The 12,869-nt window shown below is 69.5% G+C and carries 10 protein-coding genes; 4 read left to right on the forward strand and 6 right to left on the reverse strand.

Annotated elements, in window-relative coordinates; genetic code table 11:
* The first annotated feature begins 17 nt into the window (after positions 1-17).
* From ACWDRB_RS13315 to ACWDRB_RS13325, 3 genes are all read left to right on the forward strand, one after another.
* On the forward strand, positions 18-1,220 hold the full coding sequence (locus tag ACWDRB_RS13315; protein ID WP_449893512.1) for an MFS transporter: 1,203 nt from the start codon (positions 18-20) through the stop codon (positions 1,218-1,220).
* Positions 1,221-1,297: 77 nt separating this feature from the next.
* A complete protein-coding gene (locus ACWDRB_RS13320; RefSeq protein WP_449893514.1) occupies positions 1,298-2,986 on the forward strand; it encodes an ABC transporter transmembrane domain-containing protein in 1,689 nt (562 codons plus the stop codon).
* Positions 2,987-3,125: 139 nt separating this feature from the next.
* Positions 3,126-4,883 (forward strand): ABC transporter ATP-binding protein, encoded by a 1,758-nt coding sequence (locus tag ACWDRB_RS13325; RefSeq protein WP_449893516.1) that lies wholly within the window; start codon positions 3,126-3,128, stop codon positions 4,881-4,883.
* A 50-nt stretch (positions 4,884-4,933) separates the two neighbouring features.
* Here ACWDRB_RS13325 and ACWDRB_RS13330 read toward each other — a convergent pair whose 3' ends face one another.
* The 5 genes from ACWDRB_RS13330 to ACWDRB_RS13350 all read right to left on the reverse strand — a co-directional run bounded on the left by ACWDRB_RS13330 (position 4,934) and on the right by ACWDRB_RS13350 (position 10,450).
* Positions 4,934-5,653, reverse strand: coding sequence for an IclR family transcriptional regulator (locus ACWDRB_RS13330; protein ID WP_449893519.1), 720 nt, complete (start codon positions 5,651-5,653; stop codon positions 4,934-4,936).
* Entirely contained in the window at positions 5,650-6,915 is a 1,266-nt protein-coding gene (locus ACWDRB_RS13335; protein ID WP_449893733.1) for a cytochrome P450, read from the reverse strand. Before ACWDRB_RS13335 ends, ACWDRB_RS13330 begins: the two co-directional genes overlap by 4 nt.
* Before the next feature lie 31 nt (positions 6,916-6,946).
* The gene (locus tag ACWDRB_RS13340) at positions 6,947-7,711 is read right to left on the reverse strand and encodes an alpha/beta fold hydrolase (protein ID WP_449893521.1); all 765 of its coding nucleotides are present in this window, start codon (positions 7,709-7,711) and stop codon (positions 6,947-6,949) included.
* Positions 7,657-8,283, reverse strand: a complete 627-nt coding sequence (locus ACWDRB_RS13345) for an ATP-binding protein (protein WP_449893523.1) — start codon at positions 8,281-8,283, stop codon at positions 7,657-7,659. Before ACWDRB_RS13345 ends, ACWDRB_RS13340 begins: the two co-directional genes overlap by 55 nt.
* 1,282 nt (positions 8,284-9,565) lie before the next feature.
* On the reverse strand, positions 9,566-10,450 hold the full coding sequence (locus ACWDRB_RS13350; protein ID WP_449893526.1) for an MBL fold metallo-hydrolase: 885 nt from the start codon (positions 10,448-10,450) through the stop codon (positions 9,566-9,568).
* 66 nt (positions 10,451-10,516) lie between these two features.
* Between ACWDRB_RS13350 and ACWDRB_RS13355 the strand changes: the two genes are divergently transcribed.
* Positions 10,517-11,170 (forward strand): MarR family winged helix-turn-helix transcriptional regulator, encoded by a 654-nt coding sequence (locus tag ACWDRB_RS13355; RefSeq protein ID WP_449893528.1) that lies wholly within the window; start codon positions 10,517-10,519, stop codon positions 11,168-11,170.
* A 111-nt stretch (positions 11,171-11,281) separates the two neighbouring features.
* On the opposite strand, the gene ACWDRB_RS13360 is transcribed toward ACWDRB_RS13355, so the two are convergent.
* Positions 11,282-12,682: an alpha/beta fold hydrolase gene (locus ACWDRB_RS13360; RefSeq protein ID WP_449893530.1), complete on the reverse strand. Its 1,401-nt coding sequence runs from the start codon at positions 12,680-12,682 to the stop codon at positions 11,282-11,284.
* Positions 12,683-12,869: the final 187 nt, after the last annotated feature.

The raw sequence follows: 12,869 nt of genomic DNA on the forward strand, positions 1-12,869 counted from the left end.
TCTGTTACACAGGGTGTATGTCTGAGCTTCGTAAAGGTCAGGTGTCGAACCTGGCTCTGGCCACTGCGGCGTTCGCGGTGACGTTCTGGGCGTGGAACCTCATCGGGCCCCTGTCCGGGAGCTACAGCAGGCAGTTGGGGCTGTCGCCGACCCAGACCTCGCTGCTGGTGGCGATCCCGGTGGTGGTGGGGGCGCTGGGGCGGATCCCGGTGGGGGTGCTCACCGACCGGCTCGGCGGGCGGCGGATGTTCGCGGTCATCTGTTTCGTGTCGATCGTGCCGGTGCTGTTCGTCGGGTGGTCTGGTTCGTATGGGTGGGCGCTGTTCTGGGGGTTCCTGCTGGGGATTCCGGGGACGTCGTTCGCGGTCGGCATCCCGTTCGTGAACGCCTGGTACGAGCCCGCGCGCCGGGGGTTCGCGACGGGGGTCTTCGGGGCGGGCATGGGTGGCACGGCGCTGTCCTCGTTCTGCACGCCGCGGCTGGTGGAGGAGTTCGGGCGGGCGGGGGCTCATGTGCTGATGGCGGCGGTGCTGGCGCTGATGGGGGTGATCATGCTGGGCGGCAGCCGGGACTCGCCCGCGTGGTCGCCTGCGGGGTCGCCCGCTGGGGCGTCCGTGAGGTCGCCCACTGGGGCGGTCGTGTTGCCTGGGATGCGGGAGGCGGTGCGGATCAAGGCGACTTGGCAGTGCGCATTCCTCTATGCGGTGACTTTTGGCGGCTTCGTAGCTTTTTCCACCTATCTCCCGACATTGCTGCAGAACGTGTACCGCTTCGCTCAGACCGACGCCGGGCTGCGTACAGCCGGGTTCTCGATCGCGGCGGTGCTGTCGAGACCGCTGGGCGGGGCGCTCTCCGACCGGATCGGGCCGGTCAGGGTGCTGTTCGTCGCGCTCGGCGGGACCGTGGTGATGGCGCTGGTGCTGGCCCTGCGGCCGCCGCCCGAGGTGCCCGCCGGGGTGAGCTTCGTGCTCATGGCGTTCTTCCTGGGCCTCGGGACCGGCGGCGTGTTCGCGCTGGTGGCCAGGCTGGTCGAGGCGTCCAGGGTGGGGACGGTGACCGGGCTCGTCGGGGCCGCCGGAGGGCTGGGCGGGTACTTCCCGCCGCTGGTGATGGGGGTCGTCTTCACCGCGACGGGGGCGTACACGGTGGGGTATTTGCTGCTGGCGGTGACTGCGTTGGCGGCGCTCACGTACACGTACCGGGCATTCCGGACGCTCTAGTGGCGGGTTTTCGTACGTTCCAGCTGCTCGAAAACCGTTTGCCGAGCCGGGGTGCGCCTTGTCAACCTTGTCAGGCCATGCGATCCCTTCCTGAAGCCGATCCCGGCGTGCCCGACATTCGCAGCCCGTTCCGCTACCTGTGGTGGAACGCGCGGCGGCAGTCGGCACACCTTCTTGTGGGCATCGGCTTCGCCACCCTGTGGTGGCTGGTGCAGGCGCTGATGCCGGCGGCGCTCGGGAAGGGCATCGACGCCGTCACCGCCAAGGACACCGGGGGGCTGCTGCTCTGGGCGTCGGTCCTGTTCGGCCTGGGGCTGATGCAGGCGTTCACCGGGATCATGCGGCACCGGATGGCCGTCTACAACTGGCTGGCCGCCGCGTACCGCACCGTGCAGCTGACCGCCAGGCAGTCCGCCCGGCTGGGCGCCACGCTGCCGAAGCGGCTCTCGACCGGTGAGATCGTCAGCGTCGGCAACTCCGACATCGCCCACATCGGCAACTCCATCGACATCCTGCTGCGCGGCACCGGCTCCATCGTGGCCATCGTCACCGTCACGGTGATCCTCATCTCGACCTCGCTGCCGCTCGGGCTGCTGGTCCTGTTCGGCGTGCCGCTCATGACCGCGGCCGTGGGGCCGCTGCTCAGGCCTCTGCACAGGCGCCAGGCCAGGCAGCGCGAGCTGTCCGGCGACCTGTCCACCAGGGCCGCCGACATCGTGGCGGGCCTGCGGGTGCTGCGCGGGATCGGCGGGGAGCAGGTGTTCGCCGACCGCTACCGGGCCGAGTCGCAGCGGGTCCGGCGGGCCGGGGTGAGCGTGGCCGGGGTCGAGTCCGTGCTCGAAGGCGCCCAGATCGTGCTGCCCGGCGTGCTCATCGCGGCCGTCACCGGCGTCGGCGCCTCGTTCGCGGTCGCCGGGGAGATCCCCACCGGGCAGCTCGTCGCGTTCTACCTCTACGCGGTCTTCCTGATCGGCCCCATGCGGACGCTCACCGAGGCCGCCGACAAGCTCACCAAGGGCCACGTGGCGGCCGGACGCGTGATCCGGATCCTGGCCATCCAGCCCGAGGTCACCGGCGGCACCGGCACCAGCACGGGCGGCGTCCTGCGCGACTCGTACAGTGGCGTGACCCTCCAGCCCGGCTGCCTCACGGCGGTCGCGGCGGACACCCCCGATGACGCCATCGCCATCGCCGACCGGCTCGGCCGCTACGCCGACGGCGACGTCACGTTCGGCCCGGTCGACCTGTCCACGCTGCCCATCGACGAGGTCCGCGCCCGCATCCTGGTCGCCGACAACGGCGCCCGGCTGTTCACCGGCCGCCTGCGCGACGAGCTCGACGTGCGCGGCGAGGCCTCCGACGCGCGACTGCGCGAGGCCCTGCACGCGGCCTGCGCCGAGGACATCGTGGAGGCGCTGCCCGACGGGCTGTCCGCCACGGTGGCCGAGGCGGGGCGGGAGTTCTCGGGCGGGCAGCAGCAGCGGCTGCGCCTGGCCCGGGCGCTGCTGGCCGACCCGGAGGTGCTCATCCTGGTCGAACCCACCAGCGCCGTCGACGCCCACAGCGAGGCCCGCATCGCCGAACGCCTCGCCAAGGCCCGGGTCGGCAAGACCACGCTGATCTGCACGACCAGCCCGCTGGTGCTCGACCGTACCGACCACGTCGTCTATGTGCAGGACGGGCGGGTGCTCGCCGAGGGCACGCACCGGCAGCTGCTGGACAGCTCGCCACATTACGCCGCCACCGTGACCCGCGGAGAGGACTGACCTCATGCCCCGGACCCACGGGACGCGCTGCCCCCTGCCCACCCTCGGCTCTCGACTCCGGGACGGATGGGACCACCGACGGGCACGGTGCACATTCGGAACGCTCGCTCGCTCGTTCGTTCGGAAGAGGTGAAGCAGGATGGCCCGCGAGATCTTGCCGGTCGCCGATCGAAAACAGGTGCGTGCCTACGCCAGGCGGCTCACCCTCCGCTACCCGCGACAGCTCACGATCGCGCTGACCCTGCACGGCCTGGCGGCCGTCGCGGGGCTGGCGGTGCCGTGGCAGCTCGGCGGGCTGGTGGAGGACGTCCAGTACGGCGTCGAGGTCAACGTCGCCGTCGTGGCCGCCGCCATCGGAGGCTTCCTGCTGCTGCAGGGTACGCTCATGCGGTTCGCGGTGCTGGCCTCCGCCAAGCTCGGCGAGAAGGTGCTGGCGGAGCTGCGCGAGGAGTTCGTGGACCGGGTGCTCGGGCTGCCGCTGTCCACCGTCGAGCGGGCCGGGTCAGGCGATCTGATCACCCGTACCTCCCGCGACGTGGACTCACTGTCCCGGACCGTACGGAACGCCGTCCCGGAGACGCTGATCGCCCTGGTCACCTTCCTGATCACGATCGGCGCGCTGCTGCTGGTCAGCCCCCTGCTGATGCTGCCGATGCTGATCGCCGGGCCGGTGATCTGGGTCTCCACGCGCTGGTACCTGAAGCGGGCACGAGACGGCTATCTCCGCGAGAACGCCGCCTATGCCGACATGACGGAAGGGCTGGCCGAAACCGTCGAGGGCGCCCGTGCCGTGGAGGCGCTCGGCCTGCAGGCGCGCCGCCGATCGCGTACCGACGACGACATCAGCCGCTCCTTCGCCGCCGAGCGCTACACGCTCGGGCTCCGCACGGTGTGGTTCCCCGCCGTCGAGCTCGGCTACGTGATCCCCGTCGTGACCACGCTGCTGGTCGGGGGCCTGTTCTACACCAATGGCTGGGTGGCGCTCTCCCAGGTGGCCACCGCCACGCTCTACGCGCAGCAGCTGATCGACCCGCTGGACAGGTTCCTGATGTGGATCGACGAGCTGCAGGTGGGCGGGGCCTCCATGGCCCGGCTGCTGGGCGTGGCCAACGTCCCCGACGACCGTGCGGCCGGCTCCTCGCGCCCCTCGGGCGAGCTGCTGGAGGCGTCCGACGTCCGGTACGCGTACCGGGAGGGCCGGGACGTGCTGCACGGCGTGTCCCTGACCGTCCGGCCCGGCGAACGACTCGCCATGGTGGGCCCTTCGGGGGCCGGAAAGTCCACGCTGGGCCGGCTGCTGGCGGGCATCCACGGACCGCGCACCGGCTCGGTGTCCGTGGGCGGTGTCCCACTCGTGGACCTGCCGCTGGACGAACTGCGGGGGCACGTGGCGCTGGTGACGCAGGAGCACCACGTGTTCAAGGGCTCGCTGCGCGACAACCTGCTGATCGCCCGCCCGGACGCCTCCGACGCGGCCGTACGCCAGGCGCTCGAAGCAGTGGACGCCCTGGGCTGGGTCCTCGCCCTGCCCGCGGGCCTGGAGACGGAGGTGGGCTCCGGAGGCCTGGCGGTGTCGCCCGCCCAGGCGCAGCAACTCGCCCTGGCCCGCCTGGTGCTCGCCGACCCGCACACCCTCGTCCTGGACGAGGCCACCTCCCTCATCGACCCCCGAGCGGCCCGCCACCTCGAACGCTCGCTGGCCGCCGTCCTCGACGGCCGCACCGTGATCGCGATCGCTCACCGCCTCTACACGGCCCACGACGCCGACCGAGTGGCGGTCGTGGAGGACGGCCGGATCAGCGAGCTGGGCTCCCACGATGACCTGGTGGCGGAGGGCGGCTCCTACGCCGCCCTCTGGACCAGCTGGCACGGAACTCCGACCACCACCCGCTCCTGAACGAGGATCGTCACGTGGGCTCCCCGGCTTGGCGTCCGCAGGCGAGGAAGTCAGAGGAGTCGCGCGATCTCGGCTGCGGCGAGCCGTACGCGTGGGGCGATCTCGTTCTCATCCCGCGTCCCGATGGTCACCACGCCCACGCTTGCGTCGGCCGGGCGCCCTGCTGCGACGATAGGGGCAGCGATGCCCCATGCCCCAGGCTGTAGCTCTCCTGCCGTGACCGAGTAGCCGGTGGCGCGGGCCTGCGTTATCTCCGAGCGCTCCCCGGGGAGGGGCGGGCGGCCGGCCAGGATGGCGATCCCTGAGGCGCCGCGGTTCGCCGGATGCCGAGTGCCGGCGCGATAGCTGACGTGGATCTGCGAGACGCGCGGCTCGGTCACGGTCAGAACGACCGCCTGGCTCTCGTCGATGTCGAGCACCGTGATGAAAGCGGTGGCGTTGCAGGCGTCGGCGAGCACCTGGAGTGCTGCGGAGGCCGCGCTGCGGAGCCTGTGCTGGACGGCGGCGTTGAGTTCGACGATGCCGAGGCCGAGGGTGAAGCGGGTGCCGACCCGGGCGGCCAGCCTGTGGTTGCCGAGTGCTGTCAAGTGACGGGAGACGGCGTTGCGATGGATCCGGGCGAGCTGGGCGAGTTCGGTGATCGTCAACCCGTCCGGATGGTCCTTGAGAATCTCCAGGAGTCGCAGGCCGGTGTCGATCGTTTTCGAGCCGGTCGTGGAGGCAGCCGGGCCTTGCTGGTCAGGGGCCGGGTCTTGCTGGTCAGGGGTCATTCGATGCCTAGGGAAGGTGCGGGGGTGTAGCGCAGGGGCAGGTGCTTGATGCCGCCGATGAAGTTCGACACCAGCCGGACGGGCGGCCCGGCGAGTTGCACGTCCGGCAGCCGCCAGAGCAGCTCCCGGTAGAACACGCGGAGTTGCAGCCGGGCGAAACGGGAGCCGAGGCACACGTGCGGTCCGGCGCCGAACGACACGTGGTCATTGGGCGAGCGCGCGATGTCGAAACGCGTCGGGTCGGGGAAGCGGCGCTCGTCGAAGTTGGCGGCAGCATGGAAGACGACGACCTTGTCGCCTGCGGCGATGCGCCGTTCGGCCAGGACTGTGTCGTGTACGGCGGTGCGGCGGAAGCTGAGGACGGGGGGATGCCAGCGCAGCGTCTCCTCGATGGCCGAGTCGAGGAGTTCGGGGTGGTCCAGCAGGCGACGATGCTGGTCAGGGTGGTCGAGCAGGGCGAGTATCCCGCCTGGCAGAGCCGAACGTACGGTGTCGTTGCCCGCGATCACCAGGAGAAAGAAGAACATCGACAATTCGGGATCGGTGAGACGCCGCCCGTCCACCTCGGCCGTGGCGAGCGCGGTCATGACGTCGCTTGCCGGATTCCGGCGTTTGTAGGCGGCGAGTGAGTGAGCGTACTCGAACATGTCGGTGAGCATGGCGGGGGATCGTGGATTGACCGGTTTGCCATCCGGGCCGTGGACGGCGCTAGCGTGATCGGGATCCTGGTAGCCGATCACGCGGTTCGTCCACTCCAGGATCCGGCCGCGATCCTCGGGCGGGATGCCGAGGAGATCCGCGAGGTTGTGGATCGGGTAGTCATCGGTCACGTCCGCCGGCAGGTCGCACTCGCCTCGCTCGGCGATCTCGTCGATGAGCAGCCGTGCTCGTGCCGCGATACCGGTGGTGAAGCGTTCGATGCGCCTGGCGGTGAACACGCCGGAGACGATCCGCCGGAGCCAGCCGTGGTCCGGCGGATCAAGGTTGAGCATCATCTGCCGGATGAACGACAGGTCGGCGGGGTCCGGGTCGCGGATCTGGGTGGCGCCGAGCCAGGAGCTGAACTCGGTCGGCGTGCGAAGTACGCGCACGACATCCGCGTGACGGGTCACCGCCCAAAAACCGGGCCCCGCCGGCCAGTTCCCAACCTGGTGCTCCTCCTGCCGGCGCACGGGGTCGTGGTCACGCAGCCAGCGATACGTCTCGTGCGGGATGCCCTGTGCGTAGATACGCGGGTCGAACACGTTGGCCGTCGTACTCATGCCGGTCACGGGCAGCCCCTCCAAGAGATCGTCAGGCGGCCAGGAAGCGTTCGATGGCGGAAACCAGAGCCAACGGCGTCTCGTCCATCGCGTAGTGGCCGGCGTCCGCGAATGTCAGCAGTTCGGCGTTCGGGTACCACTGCAGCCAGGTGCCCCGCATGACATCGGCGGACAGCGCGGGGTCGTGTTCGCCGGCGACGACGAACACTGGCGTGGTGGCTCCGACCACCTCGGAGTGGAAGTCGGTGCGGGCCCAGGCGTCCAGGTAGGCCCGGTAAGCGGTCACCGTGGACTTCCGCAGCGAGTTGTCGACCATCTCATCGAGCCAGGCATCCGGAAGCCGGTTGCCGGTGGTCAGATCGATGATCGCGCGACGGTTGGCGGGCTCCTCGGCGGAGCCGGAGAACAGCGCCCACCCCTCGCTGTCGAACGGCACGCCCGAGGCCGGCACCGGAGAGATGCCCACGAGCTTGCGGACCCGGCCGGGCGCGTCCAGCATCACCCGCTGCATCGCCGTCCCGCCCATCGAGTGACCGATCAAGGAGAAGGTCTCCCACCCCAGCTTGTCGGCGAGCGCCGTCACATCGGCGGCGATCTCAGCGAGAGTGTATTCACCAGTGAGATCGCGAGCCTCGCCGTACCCCCGGTAGTCGGGGAAGGCGTAGGTGAAGGCCTCGCCGTTCAGGTAGGGCTGAATCTTCCCGAAGGAGCCGCGATCTCCGAACCAGCCATGCAACGCGATCACGCGGTGGGGCCCGGAACCGAGGACGTCATGGGGAAGGACGACGGGGGACATGACGGATTCTCCTTAGCGTTCGTGGCGTCGGATGCGGAGCAGTCACCGGATGCCGTGGCGGGCGGCATCTCACCCGCACGTCCGGTGCCGCCGACGCAGTCCAGGCTGAACCAGACGTACTTGCCGTTTGCATGCTGGACGGTGCCCCACTGGTCGGCCTGCGCCTCAACCAGGAACAGCCCACGCCCGCTTTCGGCGAGGAAGTCAGGGGCACGCCGCGTCGGGAGGGTCGGATCGTGGTCGCATACCGCCAGCCAGATCGTGGCGCCCCCCACTCGAACGTTGATCCTTATGTCGGGAGATCCGCAAGCGGGCGGGACCGCGTGTTGGACTGCATTTGTGACCAGCTCGCTGGTCAGTTCAGCGATCGTCGCCTCATGCGCGGGAGAGAGAGGCAGATCCCAGGAGGCGAGCATCGTCGACACCCAGCGGCGGGCGATGGATGACGCGATCGGCGAGCGCGGCAGATCGCACCAGCGGGAGAGCAGCCGGCTCTGAAGTTCGGTGGCGACATTCACGGCGCCCCCGCTGTGATTGGCGGTAAATGACAGGTCAATACGCCACCAGGGCATTGCGTGACGTTCCTGTCGTCGGACGCTTCCGATCCCACGCCGCCCTGCATGGGCCGCCTTGAGGCGGCTGCGGCGCGTCCGAACTCGGGTTTCAAGCGATGCATCGCGAACACGGCGTCGGCTTCTCCGGATGCCCAAATATTGGGCGTGATGGTCAAAAAGTGGGCGTGCAGCGAAGAAAGCATCGGTCGAAACAAAGCCGTTGTCAACGCGAATGCCGCAAGATGTGGATCTTTCTGTTGATGGCGCCACGTCCAGCGGTGAAAGCCCGCGCAAAGCCCGCACTGACTCCTTCGAGGACCGCGCGCTCGTTCTCCCCGGTCAATGCCGGTGACGTGAGATCGAACGGGGCGTGGTGGCGCGGGCTACTTCGTAGACAAAGGGAACGACGCGACGTGCGGGGACGGCGTACTCGCCCAGATCCTCGGGTCCGGGGCCGGCGCCGGTCATCAGGGATGACGGACTTCGTCTGATCTCATCGCCGCCGTTATGCGTCCTTGCCGGATGCCGGATGCCGGATGCCGGATGCCGGATGCCGTACGCCGGATGCCGTACGCCGGCGTGGCATCCCAGCGGTCATTCTTTCTTTGGTGGCTCCGTTCCTGCCGGCGTCGGCGCCGTTTGTCTCATCGTCGACGGCTGATCGGGTGGGGGCCGCTGGTTCGGGAGACGTCGGACGCCGCGACAACGGTGCTGGTCGCCCGCCGGCAAGGTGTGTCGGTGGAGGTGCTCAGCGAACGCACCGAGAGCCGGACGGTGTGCGCCACCCCTCAAGCCCCTCAAGCCCCTCAAGGCACGATGACCGCAGAGCTAAGCGTCCGTGGGTTTCCCGGTAGCCGACAAACTCATCCCTGGCGGCCCCGACGCTGCTGCTGTATTCGGCCAACGAAGGCGACGACCTCGCTTGGCGCAAGTATGGCCCCCTCAAGGACGCGGGCGTACATGGGCCATCGCGCCACACCAACGGAGCAGAGAGCACGGTTGCTGCGCCCAACCGGCCCTCAGCCTGGAGCATCTCGTGAAGCCATAACCCTCCCGGCGACGTACACGTGTGGCGAAGGTCTGAGCGCGACGCCGGGACTTTAGTGGTTAGGCCCATGCGCTCGCCGGGACGTTGGGTGGTGCTGCGTTGGATGTCGGGTGGTGGGGCGGTGTTCGCGTTGCACTCGGGTGTTGGGCAGTGGGGGCTATGCGCCGCGCCGGGACGTCGCGCGGTGAGGTGGTCTATGCGCTGCACCGGAGGCGTCAGACGGCGACGCACGGGTGCTGGGCAAATGGGGGGTCATGCTACGGGCACCCAGGTCGGGCCGTCGTCGTCGGCGGTGTGGTCGACGCGGCCGAACACCACGTCGGCGAAGTGCACGCCGAAGCCGATCGTGTCAGGACGTTGCAGCTCGTTGACCAGCCGGTGCCGGTGCACCGTCGACTCCACCGAGTCCAGGTCCGAACCGGCGAACCAGTCGGGATGCCGGATCTGGGCTGAGGAGTGCAGAGCGTCGCCGAACGCGATCAACCGCCGGCCGCCGGACGTGATCGTGTACGTGGCGTGCCCGAACGTATGCCCGGGAGCCAGCGCCACGCGCACTCCCGGGAAGATCTCCTCGTCGTCCCGCACGGTACGGACCCGGGGCGCCAGCGCGGCGAGCATCTCGTCGGTCGTCCCCTGCTCGAGGCTCAGCTGCCGCTGCTCCCATTCGGGCTCGGAGATCAGGTAGTCGGCCTCGGTGAACGCGGGACGGCTGCTGCCGGGTGCGGGGTGCCAGGCCCAGCCGAGGTGGTCGAGGTGCAGGTGAGTGAAGGCCACCGCCTCGATCTCGTTGGGCCGCCGACCCAGCTTGGCGAGGTTGCCGAGCAACTCGCCACCACGGATGGAGCCGATCTTCGGGTTCTCCGGATCGTCGGGTACGGACACCGGCCCCACGCCGGCGTCGATCAACAAGGCCCTCTCGCCGTACTCCACCAACAGCGCACCGATGCTGCCCACGAGGTTCCCCGTGTGGTCGAGGAAGGCGGCGTTGTCCTTCCAATCCTGCTCTGTCGTCTCCAGCAACCACCCGTATGGCTTGAGCTGCACCGCGCCGTCAGGCACATAGCTGATCTTGAGCTCACCGAGCTGCAGGGAACGGACAGAGGACGGCCGACGCAGACGCTCTTCGTAGCTGTTCATGGCAGAGAAACTTACAACTAGAACTATTAAAGCTGCAAATATACATGCTTGAGCTATCCTGTCCCTGTGAAGTCGCCCGAGCCCGCCACGACTGCCAGCCCTGCCACCACCAGCGGTGACGCCGCCGGCCCTGCCACCACGAGCGGTGACGCCGCCAGCGGTGACGCCACCAGGCTTGCCGCCACGAGTGGTGATGCCGGCAGCGATGACGCCACCAGGCTTGCCACCGCCGGCGGTGACGCTACGAGCGGTGGCGCTACCGGTGCGGATGTCACGCGTGTGGATGCCACCAGTGGCAGCGCTGCCGGCAGCGCGGAGCGTGCCCTTGCCGAGCGGAACCTGTGCGGCCTCGTCGGCGCGTTGGCCAAGCAGATCGAGGGCCATATCAGGGAGCGGGCGGCCGCGCTGGACCTGACGGCGGCCCAGGCGGTGGCGTTGCGCGAACTCACCGGCCCGATGACCATGCGCGACCTGGCCGATCGGATGAGTTGCGAGCCGTCGAACGCCACCTTCGTCGTCGATCGGCTGGAGGAGCAGGGGATCGTCGAACGGCGCCCTCATCCCGGTGACCGCCGGGCCAAGCAACTCGTCCTGACCTCCGAAGGTGTCACGCTCCGCGAGCGGCTGATCGACCTGCTCACCGAGGCCTCACCCTTGGCCCGGCTCACTTCGGAAGAGCAGGCCGCCCTCAACGACCTCCTCACCCGGGTGGTGCGGTAAGCGGGTGGCGCGATAGCCGGAGTCCGGTGAATCGCGCGAGGGCTGCGCGATGCGTGCGGTGTGGGACGTCGTGGGGGAGGGCGTCCGATTGTGGGGGTCAGGGTTGTGGGGTCAGCATTCTGCTTTGGTGGGGGGCATGGTGCGGTCGGTGAAGTAGCGGTTGATGTGGTCGCGGGCGCAGGGGTTGGCGCCGTAGAGCGTGTGGCCGGGGCCGTTGTGGCGGATGGTGGCGCTGCCGGGCACCTGGGAGAGGACGCGGGTCACCGCGTCGGACTCGCCCCAGGCTCCTGCTCCCAGCATGGGTGGGAGGCCCTTGGGGAGAGGGGTGGGCGGGTTGGTGACCGGCTGGGGCCAGCCGATGCAGCCCAGGGTCGCTGAAGCGAGGGTGTTGGCCGTGCCGGTGTTGGGGGCCACGCGTTGCAGGCGCTTGATGGCGGCTGTCATCTCCTTGCGGTTGGCGAAGCGGGGCCAGTCGGCGCATTCGGTGACGCCGGTGGCCTGGTCGGGGTAGCGGGCGCCGCGTTGCGGGACGAAGTCGGAGGCGTCGCCGTCGGCGGCCTTGCGGATCGCCTGGGCCAGCTTGGGCCAGGCGGCGGTGCCCTGGCGGGCCAGGCCCAGGGCGAAGCTCTGGAGGTCGCGGGTCTTGTAGGCGACGTTGGCGGTCTTCGTGGGGATGGGGGTGCGGTCGGCTCGGGCGATCAGTGTGCGCCAGAGGGCGGGGACGTCCGCGCAGTCGTTGGAGGCGCACCAGGTGAAGAAGCGTCGCAGGAACTGCTCGTTGGACTTGGCCATCTCCTCCAGCTCACGCTCCCAGTCGGCGGCGCTGTGGCTCCACGTGCCGTCGAGGACCATCGTGCGGATCCGGTCCGGGAAGAGGCGGGCGTAGTCCTGGCCGTAGAAGCCCGCATAGGAGGCGCCGTAGTAGTTGAGCTTGTCGTCGCCGAGGGCCTTTCTGATGGCCTCCATGTCTCTGGCCTGGTCTGCCGAGCTCATGTTGGCGAACAGCTCGGGGTCCTTGAGCCGGCAGGCCTCGGCGTAGCCGCGGTTGGTGTCGGACAGGCGGCCGAAGTCGGCGTCGTCGCGGGGTGAGTCGGGGATGGGGACGCGGGTCCAGGCGCACTGCAGGCCCGTGCTGAGGCCCCCGAACTGCTCGCCGTAGCCGCGGGTGTCCCACGTGACGATGTCCATGCGTTCGCGGAGCTTGGTCCACCAGTCGGAGGCGGACTGCGTGATGCCGATGCCGGGGCCGCCGGGGCCGCCGTAGGCGATCAGGACCGAGCCTTCGGACTTGCCGGTGGCCTTCAGCCGGCCCAGCTTGAGGGTGATCTTGCGGCCGTCCGGCTTCTGCCAGTCGGCCGGGACCTGGAGGTCGCTGCACTCCATGCCGATCTTGTCATTGGGGCAGGTCTGCCACTGCTGCGGCCCGCCGGCGGTGGCCGCCGCGGACGCCGAGGTGGTCGGCAAGGTCCCCATGCCCAGCAAGGCCAGGGTGATGGTGAGGGGCTTGAGCATGGCGTTCACGATGCCGGAGGGGGAGGTGGAAGCGCGTCGGACCAGGGTTTGGTCTTTTGGGGGTGCGGGTCCTACCAGGGGTTGTCAGACCGCTGCACGCCCCGGCCGGTTGGGGGGTCTGTGGGGACACTCGGCCCAGCGCCCGCCGGGCTCGGCCTGGAGCCGAAGGCAGCCAAGACGGGCCCTT

This window comes from Nonomuraea sp. NPDC003707 (assembly GCF_053587055.1).